We start from the raw sequence: 24,998 nt of genomic DNA, 5'->3' as shown, positions 1-24,998 counted from the left end.
AGCTGCGCAAGTTTGGTCATCTCCCTTGATCCCCGTCGGTCAACGCGCCGACAGGCCTGGAGGGAACATGAAGAATCGCATTACTGGCCGCTCGGCATTTTTGGCGCTGCTGAAGGATGAGGGCGTCACCCATCTGTTCGGCAATCCCGGCACCACCGAACTGCCGATCATGCACGCGCTGAAGGACCATCCCGATCTCACCTATGTGATGGCGATGCAGGAGAGCCTGGTGGTCGCGATGGCCGACGGCTTCAGCCGCGCCTCCGGCAAGCTGGTCGCCTGCAATGTTCATGTTGCGCCGGGCCTCGGCAATGCGATGGGCTCGCTCTACAATGCCAGCTTCACCGGCACGCCGCTGATCCTGACCGCCGGGCAGCAGGAACAGGGCCACGGCCTGACCGAACCGGTGCTCTACGGTCCGCTGGTGCAGATGGCGACGCCGCTGGTGAAATGGGCGGTCGAGGTGACGCGGCTCGAAGACCTGCCGCGCATCGTGCGCCGCGCCGCCAAGATCGCGACCACGCCGCCGACCGGGCCGGTGTTCATTTCGCTGCCCGGCGACATTCTCAATTCCGAAGCCGGCATCGAGCTCGGCCGCTCCACCCGGATCGACACGCGGGTCCGGCCGTCGGAGGATTCGCTCAAGGCGCTGGCCGCGCGCATCCTGAAAGCGGAGCGACCGGTGATCGTCGTCGGCGACGAGATCGTGAAAAGCGATGCGCTGCGCGAGGCGGCCGATCTCGCCGAGACGCTGGGCTGCCCGGCCTGGCAATCGCCGACGCCCTACGGTTCGCATTTCCTGTCCGAAAGCCCAAGCTTCATGGGCGCGATCGCGCGGCTGCAGAAGGTCGCGCGCGACGTGCTGGCGCCGCATGATCTGTTGATCGCGCTCGGCGGCGATCCGCTGCGGATGTCTGTTTACAGCGAGGTCGATCCGCTGCCGGACGGGCTCTCGGTCGTGCAGGTCGGCCTGGTCGACAGCGACCTTGCCAGGAACTACGGCGCCGAGATCGCGGTGAAGGCGGACGTCAAGGAAACGCTGCGCGCGCTGGTGCCGGCGTTGAAGGAGGCCGCCGACGGCGCGCTGGAGACGCGCGCCAAGCGGGGACTCGCGGCCTTGTCGACGAAGAACTGGGCGGCGAAGCGCAAGGCGCTGGTCGAGCAGATCTCGAAGGCGAGCCAGACCTCGCCGATCGATCCGGACTGGCTGGCGTTGCAGGTCGTGGAGGCGATGCCCGACAACGCGATCCTGGTCGACGAGGGCCTGACCTCGTCGCGCCAGATCATTGGCTTGAGGCCGCATCGCGACCGCTACGGCTATCACGCGCTGGCATCCGGCGGCATCGGCTGGGGCCTGCCGGCCGCGGTCGGCGTCAGCCTCGCCAATCCAGAGCGTCCGGTGGTGTGCTATTCCGGCGACGGCTCGTCGATGTATTCGATCCAGTCGCTGTGGACCGCAGCCAATCACAAGCTGCCGCTCAACTTCGTCATCGTCAACAATGGCGGCTACCGCATCATCAAGCAGCGCCTGCTCGCCTTCCACGGCGACGACAACTATGTCGGCATGGACTTCATCGACCCGCCGGTCGATTTCACCGCCCTCGCACGCTCGCTTGGGCTCGAGGCGATCAAGGTCACCGATCCGCAGGAGCTGAAGGGTGTGATGAAGTCGGCGTTCAGCCGGCCCGGCGCGAAGCTGATCGAGGTGGTGGTGAGCAATTCGGTGAATTGAGATTTCGCTGCGTGCTCAATCCATCCCCGTCACCCTGAGGAGCGCGAAGCGCGTCTCGAAGGGTGCACGGCCCGGCCGGTGGCCGTCGATCCTTCGAGACGCGCGCAAGAGCGCGCTCCTCAGGATGACAGGATGGGCAGATGTGTGTGCCGCGTCATTGCGAGGCGCGAAGCGACGAAGCAATCCATGATCCCGCATATGCGGAACGATGGATTGCTTCGCTGAGCCTGTCATCCGGCGGCGCTTCGCGCCGACCGGGTGGCTCGCAATGACGGCGCGGATCACTCCGCCGCAGCGCTACGCTTCACCCGATACCGACTCGCCGGATGCGTCGCATCGAGCCTCGCACGCCCTGCGCCGAACAGCTTCTCCCGCAAGGTGCCCTTGGCATACTCCCGCTTGTAGCGGCCGCGCTTGACGAGCTCCGGCACCAGCATGTCGGCGATGTCCTCGAAATCGCCGGGTGAGATCGCAAACGCGACGTTGAGGCCGTCGACGTCGGTGTCCTCGAACCATTGCTCGATCTTGTCGGCGACCTGCTCGGGCGAGCCGACCACCACGGGGCCGGCGCCGCCGATGCCGACATGCTCGGCGACCTCGCGCACGGTCCAGACCCGGTCGGGATCGGCGCGGGTGACGTTGTCCATCGCGGAACGACCGGCGTCGTTCTGCACGTGGCGCACTTCCTGGTCGAGCGAATAGGTCGAGAAGTCGACGCCGGTCCAGCCCGACATCAGCGCCAGTGCGCCCTCATGGCTGATATGGCGGCGATACTCGGCGTACTTCGCCTTCGCCTCCGCCTCGGTCGGCGCCACCACGACGCACATCATCGAGAACATCAGGATCTCGGCCGGGTTGCGGCCCTTCGCGGCGGCGAGCTCGCGGATCGCCGAAACGCGCGGACCGATCACCTTCGCCGACGGTCCCGACATGAACACGCATTCGGCGTGCTCGGCGGCGAACTGCCGGCCGCGCGGCGAGGTGCCGGCCTGGTAGAGCACCGGCGTGCGCTGCGGCGACGGCTCCGACAGGTGGATCGCGTTGAGCCGGTAGTTGTTGCCGTCATGGTGTACCGGATGCACCTTGCTCGGATCGGTGAAGATGCCGCGCGCGACGTCGCGGATCGCGGCATCGTCCTCCCAGCTGCCTTCCCAGAGCTTGTAGACCAGCTCCATATATTCGTCGGCGAGCTCGTAGCGGTCGTCATGCGCGGTCTGCTTGTCCTTGCCGGCGCCGCGCGCGGCGGAATCGAGATAGCCGGTCACCACGTTCCAGCCGACCCGGCCGCCGGTCAGATGATCGAGCGTCGACATCCGCCGCGCGAACGGGTAGGGCGGCTCGAAGGAGAGATTGCTGGTGACACCAAAGCCGAGATTTTCGGTCACCGCCGCCATCGCTGGAATCAGCATCAACGGTTCGTTGGCCGGGGTCTGCGCCGCGTTGCGCAGCGCCGCATCCGGATTGCCGGCATACACGTCGTAGACGCCGAGCACGTCGGCGAGGAACAGCCCGTCGAATCGGCCGCGCTCCAGCGTCTTCGCCAGATCGATCCAGTAGGACAGCTTGTTGTAGTCCTTGGTGCGGTCGCGCGGATGGGTCCACAGACCCGGCGACTGATGCGCCACGCAGTTCATGGCAAAGGCGTTGAGCCGGATTTGCTTTGTCATTGTCGAAACCTTGGTCGAAACCTTGCGCGCCGCTTCGAATGCTGCCCGGTCGATGCCGGGCGTCCCGCTTCAACTTGTTGCGACTTCCCACGTTTTGGCAAGGCCCATTCGCATTTCGCGCCCTTCCGGTCGCGAGCCGATCCCGATAGGTTGCGCCCCTCCAGAAGCATGATCGGGACGCAAAGCGTGGCGTTCCGGTGCGATCATGCCAAGACGCGACCGGACGAAGGAACAATCATGGCGACACGGGCCGACGCAATCGCAAAGGTGCGAGAGCATTTTCAATCGGGAGAGTTCTTGAAGGAACTGGACCGCAGGGTCGGCTACCAGACCGAGAGCCTGAATGCCGACAAGGCCGATGCGCTGCGCGCCTATCTGGTGGAGAATCTGCAACCGGCCTTCGCCGAGCTCGATTTCAAGACCCACCTGATCGAGTCGCCGACCGGCCGCGGGCCCTATCTGATTGCCGACTATCAGGAAGGCGCTTCGCGGCCGACCGTGCTGACCTACGGCCATGGCGACGTCGTCGACGGCATGGTCGGCGAATGGCGCGACGGGCTCAATCCCTGGCAGACCACGGTCAAGGGCGAGCGCGTCTATGGCCGCGGCACCGCCGACAACAAGGGCCAGCATTCGATCAACATGGCGGCGCTGCGCGCGGTGAAGCAGGCGCGCGGCGGCAAGCTCGGCTTCAATGCCAAATTCATCATCGAGACCGGCGAGGAGATCGGCTCGCCCGATCTGCGCGAGGTCTGCGAGGCGCATCGCGAGGAGCTGAAGGCCGACCTGTTCATTGCCTCCGACGGGCCGCGGCTGTCGGCGGAGCGGCCGACCATCTTCCTCGGCTGCCGCGGCGGCAACCGCATCCATCTCGACGTCAATCTGCGCGAGGGCGGCAACCATTCCGGCAATTGGGGCGGCGTGCTCGCCAATCCCGCCACGATCCTGGCGAGCGCGATCGCGAGCCTGGTCGACGGCAAGGGTCGCATGAAGCTCGAGATCCTGAAACCCCCGCCGATCTCGAACCGCGTCCGCGTCGCGCTCGCCGACGTCGAGGTCAAGCCGTCGGCAGACGAACCGGCGCTGGCGGAAGATTGGGGCGAGGAGGGCCTGACCGCGGCGGAGCGGCTCTATGCCTGGAACACGCTGGAGGTGCTGGCGATGTCGTCGGGCAATATCGAAAAGCCGGCCAACGCGATTCCCGGCAAGGCCAACGCCGTGCTGCAGCTCCGCTTCGTCGTCGGCACCCGGCATCTCGAGGTGATCGACGCGGTGCGGGACTATCTGCACAACAACGGTTTCCCGATGGTCGAGGTCTCGGGCACGCAGCGCTTTGCCGCCTCGCGCACCGACATGGACAGCCCGTGGATCGACTGGGCGGCGAACTCGATCCGCGCCACCACCGGCAAGGCGCCGGCGGTGCTGCCGAACTTCGGCGGCTCGCTGCCGAACGACGTGTTCTCCGAAGGCCTCGGCCTGCCGACGATCTGGGTGCCGCATTCCTATCCGGGCTGCTCGCAGCACGCCCCCGACGAGCACATCCTGCTGCCGGTGACCGAGGAGGCGCTGACCATCATGGCCGGCCTGTTCTGGGACCTCGGCGAGGCCGCGCGTTAAGGTCGAAGGACGGGCGCGCTTTTTCCCCGTCATCCCCGCGCAAAGGCTTCGCCTTTGTCGCTGGAGGTGCGAGCGGAGCGAGCCTCGAAGGATGCACGGCCCCGCCGGTGGCCGTCGATCCTTCGAGACGCGGCTGACGCCGCTCCTCAGAGCCTGACTGAAAAATGGGTGAGTGATCTCAGTGGGGTGTGATTCCATCGGATTTGCAAAGATTCGAGGGAGAGCACGATGCCCTGGACCAAGATCACTCGGGAGCAATATCGGCGGGACGATCTGCGTTATGCAAGCGATATGACCGATGCGGAGTGGGCGCTGATCAGACGCCTGTTGCCGCGAGCGAACCGGCGCGGCCGGCCGCGTAAGACGGAGCTGCGTCGTGTGATCGAAGCGATCCTCTATATCGTTTCGACCGGCTGCCAGTGGCGGGCGTTGCCGCAGGAGTTCCCGCCCTATTCGACGGTGCAGGGCTATTTTTATAGATGGCGGGATACAGGCCGGTGGCAGAGGATTGTCAGCGTGCTTGTCCGACGGGCGCGAAAAAAGCTTGGACGGACACCGAAGCCGACGGCAGCCGTGATCGACAGTCAAAGTGCGCCGACCACGCAAGCTGGCGGACCGCGCGGCTACGATGCAGGCAAGCGCATCTACGGCCGCAAGCGGCATATCGTGACGGATACCAATGGCCTCCTCCTCGGGGTTCATGTTCATCCGGCCAACGTTCAGGACTGCCATGGCGCCGTACCGCTGCTGAAGAACGTGCGGATGAACTTCCCCCGGCTGCGCCACGTCTTTGCCGACCGGATCTACCGCGGAAATCAACTCCTCGACGCGCTCTCAGACTGCGGTCCATGGACTGTCGAGATCGTCGAGCGGCCTCAAGGCGTCAAAGGCTTCCAGCTTCTGCCGAGGCGGTGGGTGGTTGAACGCACATTCGCTTGGTTCGGCAGATGCCGCCGCCTCGCCAAGGACTTCGAGGCGACGGTGGCAACCGAAGCTGCCTGGCTGCTGATTGCACACATCAGGCTCCTGACCCGCAGACTCGCGGCTGCAGCTAAGGTTGGGTGATTTATGAGTCAGACTCTCAGGATGACGGGGAGGATGTGAATGGCCGGGCTTAGGCGAGCGGACGCAACGCCGTTCTTCGAACGATAAGCCCGGGTACAACGCGTTGAGAGAAGAGTGCCGACACGGCCAAGGAAATTTGATGACACTATCGACATCGACGCCGATTAACTCCGAAGCCGACGTTACGACCAAGAAAAACATCACCCGCCTGATCGTTGCGACTTCGGTCGGCAATGCGCTCGAATGGTACGACATCTCGGTCTACGCCTACTTCGCGGTGTATCTTTCCAAGGCGTTCTTCCCGGCCAATGATCCGACCACCTCGCTGCTGTTGACCTTCGGCAGCTTCGGCCTGTCGTTTCTGATCCGCCCGATCGGCGGCGTCGTGCTCGGCGCCTATGCCGACCGGCACGGCCGCAAGGCCTCGCTGATGCTGTCGATCGTGCTGATGACGCTGGGCACGCTGGTGCTGGCGCTGATGCCGACCTATCAGACCATCGGCATCCTGGCGCCGATCGCGGTGCTGCTGGCGCGGCTGGTGCAGGGCTTTTCCGCCGGCGGCGAGTTCGGCTCCTCGACCGCGTTTCTGGTCGAGCACATGCCGGAGCGGCGCGGTTTCGTGGCGAGCTGGCAGTTCGCGAGCCAGGGCGTCAGCGGTCTGTTGGGCGCGGGCTTCGGTGCGCTGCTGACCTCGCTGATGAGCCCGGAGGATCTGCAGTCCTGGGGCTGGCGGCTGCCGTTCCTGTTCGGCGTCCTGATCGGCCCGGTCGGCATCTACATCCGCAACCATGTCGACGATGCGACCCCGCCGCCGGCGGCGAAGAAGGAATCGCCGGTCAGGGAAGTGTTCGCGCGGCAGAAGCTCGCCACGATGCTCGCGATCGGCGCGCTCGCGGTGTCGACCGCGGTCAACTATTTGATCGTCTACATGCCGACCTATGTGGTGAAGACGCTCAACCTCGCGCCATCGGTTGGCTTCATCGCCTCGTTCGCCGCGCAGACCGCGGTTGCGCTGCTGGCGCCGATCGCAGGCATGGTCTCCGACAAGATCGGACGCACCACCCACATGATCCTGTTCGCGCTGCTGTTGCTGGTGTCGATCTTCCCGGCCTTCCTCCTGCTCACCGGCAAGCCGACGCCGATGATCATCCTGATCGGCGTGCTCTGGCTCGGCGTCCTCAAGTCGCTGTATTACGGGCCGCTCGCCGCGCTGATGTCGGAACTGTTTCCGGCGGCGACGCGTGCGACCGGGCTCGGTCTCAGCTACAATATCGGCGTCACCTTGTTCGGCGGCATGGGGCCGGCGATCATGACCTGGATGGGTGGCTTCGCGGCGATCGGCGAGCTCGCGCCGGGTTACTATCTCACCGCCGTCTGCATCCTCAGCCTCTGCGCGCTGTTCACGATCCGCAGGCTGCGGCTGGCGTAGCGCATGATCCGAAAAAGTGCGAAGCGGTTTTTCGAAAGGATCATGCTAACCGCATCAGATTTCGTGATGCGAAATTCAAATATCCTTATTGTTGCACAGCAGCGTAGATAGTCGAAATCAAAGTTTCATCTGACGAAAGTATACGGTGTCCGGCGCACGTCATCCGTCCTAGGATGATGTCCGCCGGGCGCGTCTAAACGTCGTGCGCGGTTCAGGATTTGGAATTGACGGCAAGGAAGGCCAGGGCATGAACGCCTCCACGACTGCGACCGCACGGACCAGCCGCAAGAGGCCACTGCCGGAGCCGGGCCAACCCGACAAGTTCAACGCGATCCAGAAGGTCTGCGCGATCCTGCGCGTGCTGGCGCAGCGCTCGCCGTTGCGGCTCACCGACATCGCCGACTCCACCTCGCTGAACAAGGCGACGGCGCTGCGCATTCTCAACTCGCTGATTGAGGAAGGCTTCGTCAGCCGCGTCGCCGGCGCCAAGACCTATGAGCTCGGCCAGGAGGCGCGGGTGATGGCGGTCGGCGCGCGCCGTTCGGTCGACATCGCCGAGCTGGCGCAGCCGAGCCTGCTCCGGCTGTCGGAGCGCTCGGCCGATACGGCGCTGCTGTCGGTGCGCTCCGGCGTTGAGGCGCTTTATCTGGCGCGCTCGGTCGGCAACCATCCGCTGCAGCCGAACTATCTGCAGATCGGCAGCCGCCGTCCGCTCGGCGTCGGCGCCGGCGCGCTGGCGCTGCTGGTCTGGCTGCCGGATGCCGAGATCGAGGCTGTGATCGAGGTGATCGTGCCGCGGCTGGCGAAATCGCCGCGCATCACGCCAAAGTTCCTGCGCGAGCGGATCGCCATGGCACGCAAGGCCGGCCACACCGTGCTGATCGACGCCGCGTTCCCCGGCATGGGCGGCGTCGGCGTGCCGGTCCGCGACGATGCCGGCGAGGTGGTCGCCGCGCTCTCGATCGGCGCCGCGTCCGACCGCATCCGCCGCCGAGAAGGCGAGCTCGCCGACATGCTGAAGAAGGAAGCCCAGGTGCTGGCCCGCGCCCTGGCCCAGGCGCCGAAGAACGGGCGTGCGGCGAAGGTCGGTTGAGCTGCCACTTTGCCTCTCCCCGCGTGCGGGTGAGGGGGGCCTCCGCGGATACTGCTATCACCGTGCTTGCGGAGGCAGCCCCTCACCCCAACCCTCTCCCCGTAAGAACGGGGCGAGGGGGCGCGCTGCCGGCGCGGCTGAAGTCGGGCTCGCTCTCCTACGCCCCCTCATCCAGCGCCACCAGCTCGCGCTTCTTGCGCAGCGAGGGCAGCAGCGGGCCGACCAGCAGCACCAGCGCGAAGGCGAGGCAGATCGCCGAGATCGGCCGTTCCACGAAGGTCATGAGGTTGCCCTGGGAGAGGATCAGCGACTTGCGCAGATTGTTCTCCAGCATCGGCCCGAGCACGAAGGCCAGCACCAGCGGCGCCGGCTCGTAGCCGAGTTTGCGCATGAAATAGCCGATCACGCCGAACGCGATCATGACGTGGACGTCGAACACGTTGTTGCTGGAGCAATAGACGCCGATGATCGTGAACAGGATGATCAGCGGGAACAGCACGTTGTAGGGCAGCCGCAGCAGCTGCACCCACATGCCGATCATCGGCAGGTTGAGCACCAAGAGCATCAGGTTGCCGATATACATGCTGGCGACGATGCCCCAGAACAGCGTCGGGTTCTGCGAGATCATCAACGGTCCGGGCTGCAGGCCGTGGATCACGAAGGCGCCGAGCAGCAGCGCCATCACCACGTTCGGTGGGATGCCGAGCGTCATCAGCGGAATGAAGGCGCCGCCGGCCGCGGAATTGTTGGCCGATTCCGGCCCCGCGACGCCCTCGATCGCGCCGTGGCCGAAGCGCTCCGGATGCTTCGAGAGCCGCTTCTCCAGCGCGTAGGAGGCGAACGATGCCACCACGGCGCCGCCGCCGGGCAGGATGCCGAGGAAGAAGCCGAGCACCGTGCCGCGCGCCACCGGTCCGGCGCTGGCCTTCCAGTCCTCCTTGCTCGGCAGCAATTGGTTGATCCTGGTCTTGATGATGTCGCGCTTGATCGCTTGCTCGGTGTTGAGCAGCACCTCGGCGACGCCGAACAGGCCCATCACGACCGGCACCAGGCCGATGCCGTCGATCAGCTCGAGGCGGCCGAAGGTCAGCCGCGGCTGCGCCGTGATGCTGTCGAGCCCGACCAGGCCGAGCACGACGCCGATGCAGGCCATCAGCAGCGCCTTGGCCATCGAGCCCTGGGTGAGGAAGGTCAGCACCACCAGGCCGAGCACCATCAGGCTGAAATATTCGGCCGGCCCGAACGCGATCGCGACGCTGGCGAGCGAGGGCGCCACCAGCATCAGGGCGATCAGCGCAAAGGTGCCGGCGATGAACGAGCCGAAGGCGGAGATGCCGAGCGCGGGGCCGGCGCGGCCCTGCTTGGCCATCTGGTGGCCGTCGATGCAGGTGACGACGGAAGCCGCTTCGCCGGGGATATTGACCAGGATCGAGGTGGTCGATCCGCCATACATCGAGCCGTAATAGATGCCGGCCATCATGATGATGCCGGATTCCGGCGTGCCGGACAGCGTCACCGGCAGCAGCAGCGACATCGCCGAGATCGGGCCGATGCCGGGCAGCACGCCGACCAGCGTGCCGATGAACACGCCGATGAAGCAGTAGAGCAGGTTGATCGGCAGCAGCGCGACGCCGAGGCCGTGGGCGACGTTGACGAGAGTATCCATGGGCGCTCAACCGATCTCGAACATGCCGCTCGGCAGCTGGATCGCGAGCAGGTGCTTCAGCACCCACCACATCCCGAGCGGGGCAAGGATGGACAGCGGGATCGCCAGCGACCAGCGCACCGGATCGATCACGCGGAGCAGCAACAGCATCAGCGGGATCGCCGACAACAGGAAGCCGAGCGGCTCCAGCGCAAAGGCGAACGCGGTGAGGCAGACGATGACCAGCACCGGCTTGCCCCAGCGCGCATTCTCCCAGCGCGAGGCGAAGGTCGGGCCGCCCTCAGTGACCGCCGCGATCATGATCGAGGCCGCGAACACGCACATCAGGATGCCGGTGTAGAACAGCACGTAGCCGGAGCCGGGATCGTTGATGGTGCCGAGCTTCAGCTTGAGGCCCGACCAGATCACGAAGGCGCCGAGCCCGAGCCCGATCAGCCCGCCCCAGAGCTCGGAGTTGTTGAGGCGGAATTTGACGTTGGTTTGGTCTGTCATGGGATGTGCTCTCGTCAAGTCGCAAGGTGGGGCATCGACCTATCCCCGTCATTGCGAGCCACCCGGTCGGCGCGAAGCGCCGCCGGATGACAGGCTCCGCGAAGCAATCCATTTCACCGCATGTGCGGAGGGATGGATTGCTTCGTCGCTTCGCTCCTCGCAATGACGGACGGAGACTTCGCGGCCAGTCCTTACTTCTTGGCCAGCCCGAGCGTGTCGATCACCTTGCGCTCGGACTCGGTGACCTCCCCCACGAACTTCTTGTAGTCCTCGGTGTTCTTGTAGTTCGGCACCATGTCGTATTTGGCGAGGGTCGCGATCACCGCCGGGTCCTCGATCGCCTTCTTGAAGGCATCGTGCAGCTTGGCGACGATCTTGGGGTCCATGCCCTTGGGGCCGGCGATGCCGAACGGCGAGTCATAGACCATGGGGTAGCCGAGCTCCTTCAGCGTCGGTACGTCCGGATAGTTCGGCGAGCGCGCGCCGGTCCACACCATCAACAGGCGGAGCTTGCCGGCATCGACCAGCGGCCGCCAGCCGGTGGAATCCGCCTGCAGCATGGTGTGCTGGCCGAGCACGGCCGCATTGGTCTCGGCGCCGCCCTTGAACGGCACCTGGGTCAGCTTGATCCCGGCCATCAGGGCGATCTGTTCCATGCCGACATGCAGCGAGGTGCCGGTGCCGGGCGTCGCATAGGTCACCTTGCCCGGGTTCTTCTTGGCGAAATCGACCACGTCCTGCCAGGTCTTGAACTGCGACTCCGCGTTGGTGGTGACGCCGAAGGTGTAGCCGGTGAGGTGAATGATGTAGGAGAAATCCTTCGCCGGATCCCAGGACACCTCCTGCATCAGGGGCAGGCGGAACACGGTGATCGGGATCTGGGCGATGGTGTAGCCGTCGGGCTTGGCGCCGGCGGCCATCGTCGCGGGACCCACGGTGCCGCCGCCGCCGGCCTTGTTGTCGACCGCGATCGGCTGGCCCAGCACCTTCGAGGCGCTCTCGGCGATCGCGCGCATCGAGATATCGGTCGAGCCGCCCGCCGGCCATGGCACGATCAGCGTGATCGGCTTGGTCGGATAGTCCTGCGCGAGCGCCGCTGTTGACACCAGCATGCCGGCGGCGGCGAGCAGGACCATCAAGCGATTGCGGTGCGACATCTCGATCTCTCCCTTATGACCGCGTTCGATCGCGGCCGCGTCTTGTTCGGTGTTGGCAATGATTGTCCCTGTCATGCTGGGACCGAGCGCATTGGACAGAACGGGGCGGGCAACGGAAGCGCGAATTGCGCTCGAAGCGCCGGCTGCGACAATTGGTCTGCCGCGATTTGGCGCGACCTGCCGAGCCGCGGAATTCAATCGGCCTTTGGTCGGACGGATTGGCCGTTCCTGGCAATGTGCCGGGAGGGCGCGGGGTGTGCGCGCCTGACCGGCAAGCCGGGTTTGGTCAAGCGAATAATCAAGGGAACCCAAAGGCATCGGCGCCTTGCAGGATTGCGCGGTTGCCGTCATCATGGCGCCGCCCGCTGCAGGAACGCCGCCCGACAGATGACGCCATCGCCTGACGCCACCGACGACGCTGTGACGAGGGCGTTTGCCGGCCTTCCCGCGTTGCTCGACGAGGCCCCTCGGCTGCTTGCGCGCGGGCGGCTGCTCGATTGCGACTGCCTGATCGGCCCGATGGCGCGGCCGTTTCATGCCGCGATCCGGGCCGGGCGCATCGTCGAACTTGCGCCTTCGCCGGTCCTGATGCGCTCCTGGCGCTTTTCCTATCGCGCGACGCCGCAGGCCTGGTCCGCCTATTGGCAGGCCGAGCCGAAGCCCGGCTGGCACGATCTGCTGGCGTTGACCAAGCGCGGCGAGGCCGTGCTGGAAGGCGACCTGCATCCCTTCATGGCGCATCTGCAATACTTCAAGGACCTGCTGGCGCTGCCGCGGCAGCATTTCGCGGCGGCCGTATCATGAGCGGCAAGATCATGGACGGCCACATCGAGCCGATGGTCGGCCGCTACGTTCACGTCGAGATCGGCGGCGAGCTGCACCGGATCTATTTCGAGGAGAACGGCACGGGCATTCCGCTGGTCTGCCTGCACACCGCGGGATCGGATGCGCGGCAGTGGCGCCATCTGCTCGCGGATACGCAATTTGCCGAAAATTTCCGCATCATTGCCTTCGATATGCCCTGGCATGGCAAGTCGAATCCGCCGATGAGCTGGACCGGCGATGAATACCAACTCACCACTGCGCGCTACACCGAGACCATCCGCGCTTTCTGCCGTGCGCTGCGGTTGGAGAAGCCTGTCGTGATGGGCTGCTCGATCGGCGGCCGCATCGTGCTTAACCTTGCGATCGAATATGCCGCCGAGTTCCGCGCGCTGATCGGGCTCGAGGCTGCCGATTTCCAGGCGCCGTGGTATGACACCAACTGGCTGAACCGGCCGGACGTTCACGGCGGCGAAGTCTGCGCCGCGCTGGTGTCCGGGCTGATCGCCCCGCAAAGCCCGGAGCCTGCGCGGATGGAAACGCTGTGGGCCTACAAGCAGGGCGGCCCCGGCGTGTTCAAGGGCGACCTGTATTTCTACCGTGTCGACGGCGACCTGCGCGGCCGGGTCGCGTCAATCGAGACTAAAGTATGCAACCTCTATCTGCTTACGGGCGAGTATGATTTCTCTTGCACGCCTGAGGACACGAGGCGGACGGCAGCGGCAATAGGGGGCGCCAGCGTCACGATCATGGAGCAGCTCGGTCATTTTCCGATGAGCGAGAATCCGGAACAGTTTCGCCGCTATATCGCACCCGTCCTCGCTGATATTCTCACGCACTAGAACGACCGTTTCCACGCAAGGAGTAGACGTATGACACGCAACTATCTGATCGGCTTCGCGCTCGCCGCCGCGCTGGGCGCGAGCCAGGCGCAAGCCCAGGAGCTGACCGGCACGCTGAAGAACATCAAGGACACCGGCGCGATCACGCTCGGCTACCGCGACTCCTCGATCCCGTTCTCCTATCTCGACGACAACCAGAAGCCGGTCGGCTACGCCATGGACATCTGCTACAAGATCGTCGATGCCGTGAAGAAGGAGCTGAAGCTCGACAAGCTCGAGGTCAAGCTCAACCCGGTGACCTCGGCGACGCGTATTCCGCTGATGGCCAACGGCACCGTCGACCTCGAATGCGGCTCGACCACCAACAATGCCGAGCGCCAGAAGCAGGTCTCCTTCACCAACAGCCACTTCCTGACCGCCAGCCGCTACGTCACCAAGAAGGCGAGCAAGATCAATTCGATCGACGATCTGAAGGGCAAGACGGTGGTCTCGACCGCCGGCACCACCAACATCAAGCAGCTGACCGAGGCCAACCTCGCGCGCGGGCTGAGCGTCAATATCATCCCGGCCAAGGATCATGCCGAGGCCTTCCTGATGGTCGAGACCGATCGCGCGGTCGCCTTCGTGATGGACGACATCCTGCTCGCGAGCCTCGTCGCCGGCTCGAAGTCGCCGGATGACTACGTGATCTCCAAGGACGCGTTCTCCAAGCCCGAGCCCTACGGCATCATGCTGCGCAAGGACGACGCGCCGTTCAAGAAGGTCGTCGACGCCGCAACCGCCGCGCTCTACACCAGCGGCGAGGGCCAGAAGATCTATGACAAGTGGTTCACCCAAAAGATCCCGCCGAAGGGCCTTAATCTCAACTCGCCGGCTGGACCGGAGATGAAGAAGCAGTTTGCGAAGCCGTCGGACTCTCCGGATCCGGATGCCTATCTGGTCAACTGACCGCTGTGTATGACCCGTCGTCCCTTTTGGGAGCGGGTCCTGAAAGTTAGCATGTCCGGCCATTTTTGGAGGAGAATGGCCGGACATTTGCATAGACGCCGCGCGCGATGCCGGCGTAATGCCGTGACCGGCACGGCCGCGTGGGGGACCTGTGAACTACAATTGGAACTGGCACATCTTCCTTGAGCCGAACCCGATGGGGACCGGCACCTATCTCGACCTGTTGCTGTCGGGGCTGGTGGTCACCGTCAAGGTGTCGGTGCTGGCCTGGATCATCGCGCTGGTGTCCGGCTCGGTGATCGGCGTGCTGCGCACGCTGCCGTCGCGGACCGCGTCGTGGATCGGCTTCTGCTGGGTCGAGTTCTTCCGCAACATGCCGCTCTTGGTGCAGCTGTTCCTGTGGTTCTTCGTGCTGCCCGAACTGCTGCCGCGGTCGGCCGGGCTGTGGCTGAAGCAACTGCCGAATGCGCCGTTCTGGACCGCCGCGATCGGCGTCGGCTTCTTCATGTCGGCGCGCGTCGCCGTGCAATTGCAGGCCGGCATCACCTCGCTGCCGCGCGGGCAGAAGCAGGCCTCGACCGCGCTCGGCCTCACCACGGTGCAGACCTATCGCTACGTGCTGCTGCCGATGGCATTCCGCATCATCCTGCCGCCGCTGACCTCCGAATTCCTCAACACCATCAAGAACAGCGCGGTCGCCATCACCATCGGCCTGATCGAACTGACCGGCCAGGCCCGCTCGATGCAGGAGTTCTCGTTCCAGGTGTTCGAGGCGTTCACGGCGGCAACCGTGCTCTACCTGCTCCTCAATTTCGTCGTGGTGACCGCGATGCGCTTCCTCGAGCGCTATGTCGCGATCCCCGGCTACATCACGGGCAAATGACGATGATCGGCAGTTTCGATTTCGACGTCATCCGCCGCTCGCTGCCCTACCTGTTCCTGGAGGGCATGCGCTTCACGCTGACCCTGACCGCGCTCGCCGCGTTCGGCGGCCTGGTGTTCGGCACCCTGATCGCCCTGATGCGGCTGTCGAGCTACAAGGTGCTCGGGCGCATCGCGGGCTTCTATGTCGACTTCATCCGCTCGCTGCCGCTGGTGCTGGTGATCTTCTGGTTCTACTTCCTGGTGCCGTATATCGGGCAGTGGCTGACCGGCGCGTCGCGGCCGATCACGGTCGGCGCCTTCGCCTCCTCGCTGATCACCTTTATCGCGTTCGAGGCGGCGTATTTCTCCGAGATCATGCGCGCCGGCATTCAGTCGATCTCGAAGGGCCAGCCGGCCGCGGCCAGCGCGCTTGGCCTGACCTACGCGCAGTCGATGCGCTACGTCGTGCTGCCGCAGGCGTTTCGCAACATGCTGCCGGTGCTGCTGACGCAGACCATCGTGCTGTTCCAGGACACCTCGCTGGTCTACGTGCTGTCGATCCCGGATTTCCTCGGCGCCGCCAGCAAGGTCGCGCAGCGCGACGGCCGCCTGGTCGAAATGTATCTGTTCGCCGCGCTGGTCTACTTCGTCATTTCCTGTATCGCGTCCTACGGCGTTCGCCGCCTGCAGGCGCGCATTGCCATCGTTCGCTGAGGCATGACCCGGAAAAGTGGGAACCGGTTTTCCGACAAGGTCATGCCTAAACAAAAAAGCTGAGCCATCATGATCGAGATCAACCACGTCAACAAATGGTACGGGCCGAGCTTCCAGGTGCTGAAGGACTGCACCACCAGCGTCGCCAAGGGCGAGGTGGTGGTGGTCTGCGGCCCGTCCGGCTCGGGCAAGTCGACCCTGATCAAATGCGTCAACGCGCTGGAGCCGATCCAGGGCGGCGACATCACGCTCGACGGCGTCAAGGTCAATGATCCCAAGACCGATCTGCCGAAGCTGCGCTCGCGCGTCGGCATGGTGTTCCAGCATTTCGAACTGTTCCCGCACTTACGGATCATCGACAATCTCCGCCTCGCGCAGGAGAAGGTGCTCGGCCGCAAGTCTGAGGACGCCACCGCCAAGGGCATGAAGCTTCTGGAGCGCGTCGGGCTGAAGGATCATGCCAAGAAGTTTCCGGCGGAGTTGTCCGGCGGCCAGCAGCAGCGCGTCGCGATCGCCCGCGCGCTGGCGATGGACCCGATCGCGATGCTGTTCGACGAGCCGACCTCGGCGCTCGATCCGGAGATGATCAGCGAGGTGCTCGACGTCATGGTGGACCTCGCCCGCGAGGGCATGACCATGATGGTCGTGACCCATGAAATGGGCTTTGCCAACAAGGTCGCCGACCGCGTCATCTTCATGGACCGCGGCGAGATCGTCGAGGACGCCAAGAAGGCCGACTTCTTCGGCACGCCGCGCAGCGACCGCGCGCAGAAGTTCCTGTCGAAGATCCTGCAGCACTGAGGCCGGGGAGCGCCGGACGCCCCTCCGTCATTGCGAGGAGCTCGCGACAAATTGCAAGGCAATTTGCGCTGAAGCGACGAAGCAATCCATCCATCCGCGTAGGCGGCGCTATGGATTGCTTCGCTTCGCTCGCAATGACGTGGAGGGCCTGGCTGTCATTCCGGGATGGTCCGAGGGACCAGACCGCAGGTGCGCAATTGCGTACGGGGAATCTCGAGATTCCGGGTTCGGTGCTGCGCATCGCCCCGGAATGACGGCGGCTACAGGGTTTTCCCCCGTTAACAATTTGCGTATACGAAGGCCTGAAACCCCCTTCGTCGGCAGGAGAACTCGCGTGGAAAAGATCGCTTACGTCAACGGCTCGTTCGTGCCGCATTCGGAGGCCAAGGTCTCGGTCTTCGACCGCGGATTCCTGTTCGCCGACGGCATCTACGAGGTGGCGGCGGTGCTCGAGGGCAAGCTGATCGACAACGCCTCGCATCTGGCGCGGCTCAAGCGTTCGGTCGGCGAGATCCAGCTCGCGCTGCCGGAGACGCTGGAGCGGATCGAGGAGATCCAGAAGGAGCTGGTTGCGCGCAACGACCTCGTCAACGGCATGGTCTATCTCGAGGTCACCCGCGGCGCCGACAAGGGCCGCGACTTCGCCTTCCCGAAGGCCGACGTCAAGCCGACGCTCGTGATGTTCACCTCGGAAAAGGACATCATCAACGCGCCCTCGGCCAAGACCGGCATTAACGTCATCACGGTACCCGACATCCGTTGGGAGCGGCGCGACATCAAGAGCGTGGCGCTGCTGGCGCAGGTGCTGGCCAAGCAGGCGGCCGCCGCGGCCGGCGCCGGCGAAGCCTGGATGATCGAGGACGGCAAGGTCACCGAGGGCGGCTCGTCCTCGTCCTTCATCGTCACCCAGGACGATGTCATCGTGACCCGGCAGAACGGCAACGAGATCCTGCCCGGCTGCACCCGCAAGGCGGTGGTCAAGCTCGCCGAGGAACGCCAGCTGCGCATCGAGGAGCGCGCCTTCACGATCGAGGAAGCGCTCGCTGCCAAGGAAGCCTTCATCACCAGCGCCTCTGTGTTCGTGCAGGGCGTGGTCGCGATCGACGGCAAGAAGGTCGGAGGCGGCAAGGTCGGCCCGATCACCAACCGCCTGCGCGAGATCTACGTCGAGTTCGCCCGCGCGACGGCGGTTTGACGCTGGGTGGGGTGGGTTAGCGCAGCGTAACCCACCGACTTTGCTCACCGCGGAGAGAATGGTGGGTTACGCCTTCGGCTAACCCACCCTACGGTCTGCGCATCGCCTTGGCACCGTCACCCTGAGGTGGCCGCTTCTTCAGCGGCCCTCGAAGGGTCGACGGCCCGGCTGTGGCCGTGCATCCTTCGAGACGCCTGCTGCGCAGGCTCCTCAGAGTCTGACTCATAAATCACCCAACCTTAGCTGCAGCCGCGAGTCTGCGGGTCAGGAGCCTGATGTGTGCAATCAGCAGCCAGGCAGCTTCGGTTGCCACCGTCGCCTCGAAGTCCTTGGCGAGGCGGCGGCATCTGCCGAACCAAGCGAATGTGCGTTCAACCACCCACCGCCTCGGCAGAAGCTGGAAGCCTTTGACGCCTTGAGGCCGCTCGACGATCTCGACAGTCCATGGACCGCAGTCTGAGAGCGCGTCGAGGAGTTGATTTCCGCGGTAGACCCGGTCGGCAAAGACGTGGCGCAGCCGGGGGAAGTTCATCCGCACGTTCTTCAGCAGCGGTACGGCGCCATGGCAGTCCTGAACGTTGGCCGGATGAACATGAACCCCGAGGAGGAGGCCATTGGTATCCGTCACGATATGCCGCTTGCGGCCGTAGATGCGCTTGCCTGCATCGTAGCCGCGCGGTCCGCCAGCTTGGGTGGTCGGCGCACTTTGACTGTCGATCACGGCTGCCGTCGGCTTCGGTGTCCGTCCAAGCTTTTTTCGCGCCCGTCGGACAAGCACGCTGACAATCCTCTGCCACCGGCCTGTATCCCGCCATCTATAAAAATAGCCCTGCACCGTCGAATAGGGCGGGAACTCCTGCGGCAACGCCCGCCACTGGCAGCCGGTCGAAACGATATAGAGGATCGCTTCGATCACACGACGCAGCTCCGTCTTACGCGGCCGGCCGCGCCGGTTCGCTCGCGGCAACAGGCGTCTGATCAGCGCCCACTCCGCATCGGTCATATCGCTTGCATAACGCAGATCGTCCCGCCGATATTGCTCCCGAGTGATCTTGGTCCAGGGCATCGTGCTCTCCCTCGAATCTTTGCAAATCCGATGGAATCACACCCCACTGAGATCACTCACCCATTTTTCAGTCAGGCTCTCAGGATGACGGGGATGGATCGTCCGCGCTGTTTACGCCGCCGCCTTCGCCTTCACCGGATGCACCGCGCGGAAGCCGATGGCGATCCGGTTCCAGGCGTTGATCGCGCCGATCAGCGTGGTCAGGTTGACCAGCTCGCTGTCCGAGAACTGGGCGCGCACGGCCTCATAGTCGGCGTCGGGCGCATGCGTCTCCGCAACCAGCGTCAGCGCTTCGGTCCAGGCCAGTGCCGCGCGCTCGCGCTCGCTGTAGAGCGGGGATTCGCGCCAGGCGTTGAGCAAATAGAGCCGCTGCTCGGTCTCGCCGTGCTTGCGGGCATCCTCAGTGTGCATGTTGATGCAGTAGGCGCAGCCGTTGATCTGCGAGGCGCGGGTCTTGACCAGCTCGATCAGCGATTGCTCGAGGCCGCTCGCAGCGATCTGGTTTTCGACCGCGACCAGCGCTTTGATGGTCTCGGGTGCGGCCTGGTAGAAGTTCATACGGGGCTTCATGGTCGTTCTCCGTGGTTGTGGTTTGGGTTAGTGCGCACCGCCGCCAGCGAGCTGGCCCGGCTTCTTCAGGAAGAGTGTCGCCGCGAGTGCGATGATCAGCGCGACGCCGAGCAGATAGAAGGTATCACTGAAGGCGAGGATGTAGGCCTGCTTCTGCACGACCTTGCCGATCGCCGCGATTGCGCGGTGGGCGGCCGCGGCCTGGTCGGCGACGCCGTGGTTCATGAAATACTGCGTCAGCTGCTCAATCCGGTTCCGTGTGGCCTGTTCCAGCAGCGAGACCGACTGCATCAGCACGTTGGAGTGATATTGCTCGCGCTTGGTCAGCAGCGTCTGCAGCACGGCGATGCCGACCGCACCGCCGAGGTTGCGCATCATGTTGAACAGCGCGGAGGCCGAGCCCGCATTCTCCAGCTCGATGCCCGCGGTCGCAACCGCAGACAGCGGCGCCATCACCAGCGCCTGGCCGATGGCGCGGACGATGTTGGGCCAGAACAGCTGGTCGGTGGCGTAGTCGTTGGTCATGAAGATGTTCATGAAGTTGGAGCCGGCGAACAGCGCGAAGCCGACGCCGATGATGAGGCGCGGGTCGAAGCGCTGCATCAGCCGCGGTACCAGCGGGATCAGCGCGAGCTGCGGCAGCCCGGTCCAGGCCAGCACCATGCCGATCTGCTCGGCATTGTAGCCCTGGATGCGCGCGAGGTACTGCGGCAGGATGAACACCGAGCCGTACAGCGCGATGCCAAGCAGGAAGTTGGCCAGCATGCCGAAGCCGAAATTGCGGCGGGCGAGCAGGCGCAGATTGAGCAGCGGCTTCTCCACGGTGAACTCGACGATCAGGAAGGCGGCCAGCGCGACGGCGGCGATCACCGACAGGCGGACGATGAAGGGCGAGCCGAACCAGTCGTCCTTGTTGCCTTCCTCCAGCACGGTCTGCAGCGCGGCGAGGCCGATCGCCATGGTGATGATGCCGAGCCAGTCGCCCTGGCGGATCAGAGACAGCTTCATCGGGCTCGGATCGAGCGAGACGTAGAGCATCGCGATCATCACGGCGCCCGGCACCAGGTTGACATAGAAGATATACTGCCAGCCCCAGTTCTCGGTGAGATAGCCGCCGATGGTCGGGCCGATCGCCGGCGCGAACGTCGCCGACAGCGCGAACAGCGCGAGCCCGATCGGCTGCTTGGCCTTCGGCAGTAGCGTGATGATCAGCGTGAACGCCATCGGGATCAGCACGCCGCCGGTGAAGCCTTGCACCGCGCGCAGCGCGATCATCTGCGGCAGGTCCTGCGCCAGCGCGCATGCCGCCGAGAACACCAGGAACAGGAACGCATTGGTGAGCAGATAGATGCGCACCGAGAACACCTGCGCGAGCCAGCCGGAGAGCGGGATCACCACGATCTCGGCGATCAGATAGGAGGTCGAGATCCAGCCGCCGTCGTCGATCCCGGCGCCGATCGCGCCCTGCACGTCGGCGAGCGAGGCGTTGACGATCTGGATGTTCAGCACAGCCATGAACGCGCCGAGCGTCGCCCCGATCACCGCGATCCAGGTTTTCGTGGGGATCGCCGGCGCCGCCGGCGCTGCGGGGGCGGGGAGCGCGGCGGCGTTCGCTGCGTCGGCTGTGGGGTGAAGTGCGGTCATCGAGGTCGTCCTTGCTACCCACACAAGATGTATTAGGCGGCCGGTTTCGATAATCCGAGAAAGACTGGAAGGATTGTCCGGTAGAGGTTGATAATCAACGGCTGCGGCTGAGAGAGCGACTGCGGTTATGACCACGGCACGACGGCTGCGTTTGGCCTGCGTGCCGTCGACTAGTGAGGTGAGCACGCCTCTCAAGCTCCCTCTCCGCTTGCGGGGGAGGGTGGGGTGGGGGCTCTCTCCACAAGATGACTCGCGGAGAGAGCCCCCACCCGCAAGCGGGAGAGGCGAAGAGGGCGTAGACAGCAAAACGCGATCGACCACCGATGGGTGATCGATCGCGCGGAGCCAGCCGAAGAAGCGTTTGGTCCTATCCGCCGTTCGCCCGCGTCACTGATGCCAGCCGCCGCTTCTCCTCGCGCTCGGCCAGCACCGTTGCCTTGGTGTTGACGGTCGGGATCGCCGACATGCCGGGGCGCAAGAGGCCGGTGAGGCTCTGATCGTCGAGCACGATCTTGACCGGCACGCGCTGCACGATCTTGGTGAAATTGCCGGTGGCGTTGTCGGGCGGCAGCAGCGCGAATTCGAGGCCGCTGGCCGGCGACAGGCTGTCGACATGGCCCTTCAGCGTGGTGCCGCGAAAACTGTCGACCGTGAGCTCGACCGGCTGGCCGTTGCGCACATGGGTCAGCTGCGTCTCCTTGAAATTGGCGACCACATAGACCGCGTCCAGCGGCACCACCGCCATCAGCTGGGTGCCGGCCTGCACATATTGCCCGACGCGCAGCGTGCGGGCGCCGACCGTGCCGTCGACCGGCGCGGTGATCCGGGCATAGGACAGGTTGAGCTCGGCCTGCTGCTCGACCGCGCGAGCACGGTCCACCTGCGCTGCGGCCTGGGCGCGCTGCGTGGTCAACACGTCGACCTTGCGCTGCGCCGCCGACAGCGCCGACTTCGCGTGCTGCAATTGCGCGGTGTTGGCGCGCAGCGCTGCGTCGGTCTGTTGCGCACGCTGAATGGTGCCGGAGCCGGACTTCATCAGCCCGTCGTAGCGGGTCTGCTCTTCCTGCGCGAATTTCAGGTTGGCCTCGGCGGCGGTGACGTCGGCCGTGCTCTGGTCGATGATCGGCTGCTGCAGTTCGAGCTGGGCATCGAGGTTGCGTACCGAGGCGCTGGCGGCGTCGACATCGGCCTTGGCCTGGCCGAGCGCGGTGCGGTAATCGCGGTCGTCGATCTCGGCCAGCAACTGGCCGGCCTTCACCGGGTGGTTGTCGGTGACCAGCACTTTGGCGATGTAGCCCGAGACCTTCGGGGCGATGATCGTGGAGTCGGCCTTCACATAGGCGTCGTCGGTGGTTTCGAGGTAGCGGCCGGTGGTGACGTAGTCGTAACCAAAGTCGGCTGCCACGGCGGCGCCGATGATCGCGGCGAGCCCGAGCGCCACCCGCTTGACCGTTTTCCGCGACGGGCGGAGGCCGATTTTTGTTGCTTGTTCAGGGACATAAGTAGTGGTCGACATGACATCCTCCGGGTCGAACATTCGCGTCCTTCCAGAAAGGGCGCCCAGTACGCCCCTTAGATGCAATGTCCTCCCCGCTGTGATAATCCCGATAAAACTGGAAGCATTATCAAGCCAGCGCTGATAATCCGGACCTTACCGCATGGATCGCCTGACCAGCCTGACCGCCTTCGTCCGGGTCGTGGATTCCGGCGGCTTCTCCGCCGCCGGGCGCAAGCTCAACATGTCCACCACCATGGTGAGCAACCACGTCCAGTCGCTGGAGGACCGGCTCGGCGCCCGGCTGCTCAACCGCACCACGCGCAAGGTCAGCCTCACCGAGGTCGGCCAGGCCTATTACGACCGCTGCGTCCAGATCCTCGCCGATATCGAGCAGGCCGACGACATCGCGGGCGCCCAGCAATCGGTGCCGCGCGGCACGCTGCGGATCTTCACCAACACCCATCTCGTCCAGTTCCTGTCGCCGGCGGTGGCCGAGTTCCTCGCCACCTATCCCGAAGTCAAGCTCGATCTCACGATCGGCGAGCGCAATGCCGATCTGATCGACGAGAACTACGATCTCGCGGTGCGCATGGTGCCGCCGCCGGACTCCAGCCTGATCGTGCGCACCATCGCGACCTGGCGCCACGTGCTGTGCTGCTCGCACGGCTATATCGAACAGCACGGCAAGCCAACGCTGCTGGCCGATCTCTCCGCGCGCAACTGCATGCGTCACGCCAACTATCCCTATGGCGACGAGTGGCGCTTCGCCGACCGCAAGGGAACGCCGGCTGCGGTGCGCGTCTCCGGAAATCTGATCTCCAACAGCGGCGAAACCCTGAAGCTCGCGGCGCTGGCCGGCGTCGGCGTCTTCCTCGCGGCCGGCTTCCTGGTCCGCGACGAACTGGAGTCGGGACAACTGGTCCGCCTGCTGCCCGAATACCGGCCGGTCGAGCTCACCATGAATGCTGTCTATCCGCACCGCCATCATCTCTCGGCGAAGGTCCGCACCTTCATCGACCTGCTGGTCCACCACGCCACCGAGCAGCAGAAGCTGATCAATCCGTATTCGTGAGCGAAGGAGCTCGCACTTAGATTCACCCCGTCATCCTGAGAGCCTGACTGAAAAATGGGTGAGTGATCTCAGTGGGGTGTGATTCCATCGGATTTGCAAAGATTCGAGGGAGAGCACGATGCCCTGGACCAAGATCACTCGGGAGCAATATCGGCGGGACGATCTGCGTTATGCAAGCGATATGACCGATGCGGAGTGGGCGGTGATCAGACGCCTGTTGCCGCGAGCGAACCGGCGCGGCCGGCCGCGTAAGACGGAGCTGCGTCGTGTGATCGAAGCGATCCTCTATATCGTTTCGACCGGCTGCCAGTGGCGGGCGTTGCCGCAGGAGTTCCCGCCCTATTCGACGGTGCAGGGCTATTTTTATAGATGGCGGGATACAGGCCGGTGGCAGAGGATTGTCAGCGTGCTTGTCCGACGGGCGCGAAAAAAGCTTGGACGGACACCGAAGCCGACGGCAGCCGTGATCGACAGTCAAAGTGCGCCGACCACGCAAGCTGGCGGACCGCGCGGCTACGATGCAGGCAAGCGCATCTACGGCCGCAAGCGGCATATCGTGACGGATACCAATGGCCTCCTCCTCGGGGTTCATGTTCATCCGGCCAACGTTCAGGACTGCCATGGCGCCGTACCGCTGCTGAAGAACGTGCGGATGAACTTCCCCCGGCTGCGCCACGTCTTTGCCGACCGGATCTACCGCGGAAATCAACTCCTCGACGCGCTCTCAGACTGCGGTCCATGGACTGTCGAGATCGTCGAGCGGCCTCAAGGCGTCAAAGGCTTCCAGCTTCTGCCGAGGCGGTGGGTGGTTGAACGCACATTTGCTTGGTTCGGCAGATGCCGCCGCCTCGCCAAGGACTTCGAGGCGACGGTGGCAACCGAAGCTGCCTGGCTGCTGATTGCACACATCAGGCTCCTGACCCGCAGACTCGCGGCTGCAGCTAAGGTTGGGTGATTTATGAGTCAGACTCTGAGGAGCCGCGCAGCGGCGTCTCGAAGGATGCACGGCCCGGCTGCTGGCCGTTCATCCTTCGAGGCTCGCTC

General features: G+C 64.8%; 22 protein-coding genes. 14 read left to right on the top strand and 8 right to left on the bottom strand.

The genetic code is table 11. The features are described from left to right. The first annotated feature begins 67 nt into the window (after positions 1–67). Positions 68–1,732 (top strand): thiamine pyrophosphate-binding protein, encoded by a 1,665-nt coding sequence (locus ACVIYL_RS02910; RefSeq protein ID WP_456777681.1) that lies wholly within the window; start codon positions 68–70, stop codon positions 1,730–1,732. 281 nt (positions 1,733–2,013) lie between these two features. Here the strand turns inward: ACVIYL_RS02910 and ACVIYL_RS02905 are convergent, their stop codons facing one another. Continuing rightward, the gene (locus ACVIYL_RS02905) at positions 2,014–3,399 is read right to left on the bottom strand and encodes an LLM class flavin-dependent oxidoreductase (protein ID WP_456777680.1); all 1,386 of its coding nucleotides are present in this window, start codon (positions 3,397–3,399) and stop codon (positions 2,014–2,016) included. Positions 3,400–3,636: 237 nt separating this feature from the next. Here ACVIYL_RS02905 and ACVIYL_RS02900 point away from each other — a divergent pair, with 237 nt between their 5' ends. From ACVIYL_RS02900 to ACVIYL_RS02885, 4 genes are all read left to right on the top strand, one after another. Next, positions 3,637–5,016 (top strand): M20 family metallopeptidase, encoded by a 1,380-nt coding sequence (locus ACVIYL_RS02900; RefSeq protein WP_456777679.1) that lies wholly within the window; start codon positions 3,637–3,639, stop codon positions 5,014–5,016. A 228-nt stretch (positions 5,017–5,244) separates the two neighbouring features. Beyond that, entirely contained in the window at positions 5,245–6,081 is an 837-nt protein-coding gene (locus ACVIYL_RS02895) for an IS5 family transposase (protein WP_225164260.1), read from the top strand. 139 nt (positions 6,082–6,220) lie between these two features. After that, a complete protein-coding gene (locus ACVIYL_RS02890; protein WP_456777678.1) occupies positions 6,221–7,510 on the top strand; it encodes an MFS transporter in 1,290 nt (429 codons plus the stop codon). A 247-nt stretch (positions 7,511–7,757) separates the two neighbouring features. Beyond that, entirely contained in the window at positions 7,758–8,603 is an 846-nt protein-coding gene (locus ACVIYL_RS02885; RefSeq protein WP_057015479.1) for an IclR family transcriptional regulator, read from the top strand. Between the two features lie 157 nt (positions 8,604–8,760). Here ACVIYL_RS02885 and ACVIYL_RS02880 read toward each other — a convergent pair whose 3' ends face one another. The 3 genes from ACVIYL_RS02880 to ACVIYL_RS02870 form a co-directional block, all read right to left on the bottom strand. Further along, a complete protein-coding gene (locus ACVIYL_RS02880; RefSeq protein WP_028332963.1) occupies positions 8,761–10,269 on the bottom strand; it encodes a tripartite tricarboxylate transporter permease in 1,509 nt (502 codons plus the stop codon). A 6-nt stretch (positions 10,270–10,275) separates the two neighbouring features. Continuing rightward, positions 10,276–10,761, bottom strand: coding sequence for a tripartite tricarboxylate transporter TctB family protein (locus tag ACVIYL_RS02875; protein WP_028332964.1), 486 nt, complete (start codon positions 10,759–10,761; stop codon positions 10,276–10,278). Positions 10,762–10,952: 191 nt separating this feature from the next. After that, positions 10,953–11,918: a Bug family tripartite tricarboxylate transporter substrate binding protein gene (locus tag ACVIYL_RS02870; protein ID WP_038384272.1), complete on the bottom strand. Its 966-nt coding sequence runs from the start codon at positions 11,916–11,918 to the stop codon at positions 10,953–10,955. A gap of 387 nt (positions 11,919–12,305) precedes the next feature. Between ACVIYL_RS02870 and ACVIYL_RS02865 the strand changes: the two genes are divergently transcribed. The 7 genes from ACVIYL_RS02865 (at position 12,306) to ACVIYL_RS02835 (ending at position 18,104) form a co-directional block, all read left to right on the top strand. Beyond that, the gene (locus tag ACVIYL_RS02865) at positions 12,306–12,722 is read left to right on the top strand and encodes a hypothetical protein (RefSeq protein WP_310883303.1); all 417 of its coding nucleotides are present in this window, start codon (positions 12,306–12,308) and stop codon (positions 12,720–12,722) included. Then, a complete protein-coding gene (locus ACVIYL_RS02860) occupies positions 12,719–13,582 on the top strand; it encodes an alpha/beta fold hydrolase (RefSeq protein WP_456777677.1) in 864 nt (287 codons plus the stop codon). The genes ACVIYL_RS02865 and ACVIYL_RS02860 overlap by 4 nt, the downstream gene beginning before the upstream one ends. A 30-nt stretch (positions 13,583–13,612) precedes the next feature. Beyond that, positions 13,613–14,530: an amino acid ABC transporter substrate-binding protein gene (locus ACVIYL_RS02855; RefSeq protein ID WP_225162203.1), complete on the top strand. Its 918-nt coding sequence runs from the start codon at positions 13,613–13,615 to the stop codon at positions 14,528–14,530. A 151-nt stretch (positions 14,531–14,681) separates the two neighbouring features. Next, positions 14,682–15,413: an amino acid ABC transporter permease gene (locus tag ACVIYL_RS02850; RefSeq protein ID WP_050385176.1), complete on the top strand. Its 732-nt coding sequence runs from the start codon at positions 14,682–14,684 to the stop codon at positions 15,411–15,413. A gap of 2 nt (positions 15,414–15,415) precedes the next feature. Further along, positions 15,416–16,108 (top strand): amino acid ABC transporter permease, encoded by a 693-nt coding sequence (locus tag ACVIYL_RS02845; RefSeq protein WP_225162205.1) that lies wholly within the window; start codon positions 15,416–15,418, stop codon positions 16,106–16,108. Between the two features lie 69 nt (positions 16,109–16,177). After that, complete coding sequence (locus ACVIYL_RS02840) at positions 16,178–16,909, top strand: amino acid ABC transporter ATP-binding protein (protein WP_057015476.1); 732 nt, start codon at positions 16,178–16,180, stop codon at positions 16,907–16,909. A 334-nt stretch (positions 16,910–17,243) separates the two neighbouring features. After that, positions 17,244–18,104 (top strand): D-amino-acid transaminase, encoded by an 861-nt coding sequence (locus ACVIYL_RS02835; RefSeq protein ID WP_456777676.1) that lies wholly within the window; start codon positions 17,244–17,246, stop codon positions 18,102–18,104. 229 nt (positions 18,105–18,333) lie between these two features. On the opposite strand, the gene ACVIYL_RS02830 is transcribed toward ACVIYL_RS02835, so the two are convergent. The 4 genes from ACVIYL_RS02830 to ACVIYL_RS02815 all read right to left on the bottom strand — a co-directional run bounded on the left by ACVIYL_RS02830 (position 18,334) and on the right by ACVIYL_RS02815 (position 22,900). Beyond that, positions 18,334–19,170, bottom strand: a complete 837-nt coding sequence (locus tag ACVIYL_RS02830) for an IS5 family transposase (RefSeq protein WP_253608194.1) — start codon at positions 19,168–19,170, stop codon at positions 18,334–18,336. A gap of 111 nt (positions 19,171–19,281) precedes the next feature. Next, positions 19,282–19,740: a carboxymuconolactone decarboxylase family protein gene (locus tag ACVIYL_RS02825; RefSeq protein WP_028332972.1), complete on the bottom strand. Its 459-nt coding sequence runs from the start codon at positions 19,738–19,740 to the stop codon at positions 19,282–19,284. A 27-nt stretch (positions 19,741–19,767) separates the two neighbouring features. Then, positions 19,768–21,384, bottom strand: coding sequence for an MDR family MFS transporter (locus ACVIYL_RS02820; RefSeq protein WP_456777675.1), 1,617 nt, complete (start codon positions 21,382–21,384; stop codon positions 19,768–19,770). A 367-nt stretch (positions 21,385–21,751) separates the two neighbouring features. Next, positions 21,752–22,900, bottom strand: coding sequence for an HlyD family secretion protein (locus ACVIYL_RS02815; RefSeq protein ID WP_456777674.1), 1,149 nt, complete (start codon positions 22,898–22,900; stop codon positions 21,752–21,754). 142 nt (positions 22,901–23,042) lie between these two features. On the opposite strand from ACVIYL_RS02815, the gene ACVIYL_RS02810 reads away from it, so the two are divergent. Beyond that, positions 23,043–23,954 carry a LysR family transcriptional regulator gene (locus tag ACVIYL_RS02810; RefSeq protein WP_456777673.1) on the top strand — a complete coding sequence of 304 codons (912 nt, stop codon included), beginning with the start codon at positions 23,043–23,045 and terminating at the stop codon, positions 23,952–23,954. 118 nt (positions 23,955–24,072) lie between these two features. After that, positions 24,073–24,909 carry an IS5 family transposase gene (locus ACVIYL_RS02805; RefSeq protein WP_076824982.1) on the top strand — a complete coding sequence of 279 codons (837 nt, stop codon included), beginning with the start codon at positions 24,073–24,075 and terminating at the stop codon, positions 24,907–24,909. Positions 24,910–24,998: the final 89 nt, after the last annotated feature.

The organism is Bradyrhizobium sp. USDA 3315 (assembly GCF_054056795.1).
This window is presented reverse-complemented; position numbering and strand designations above follow the sequence as displayed.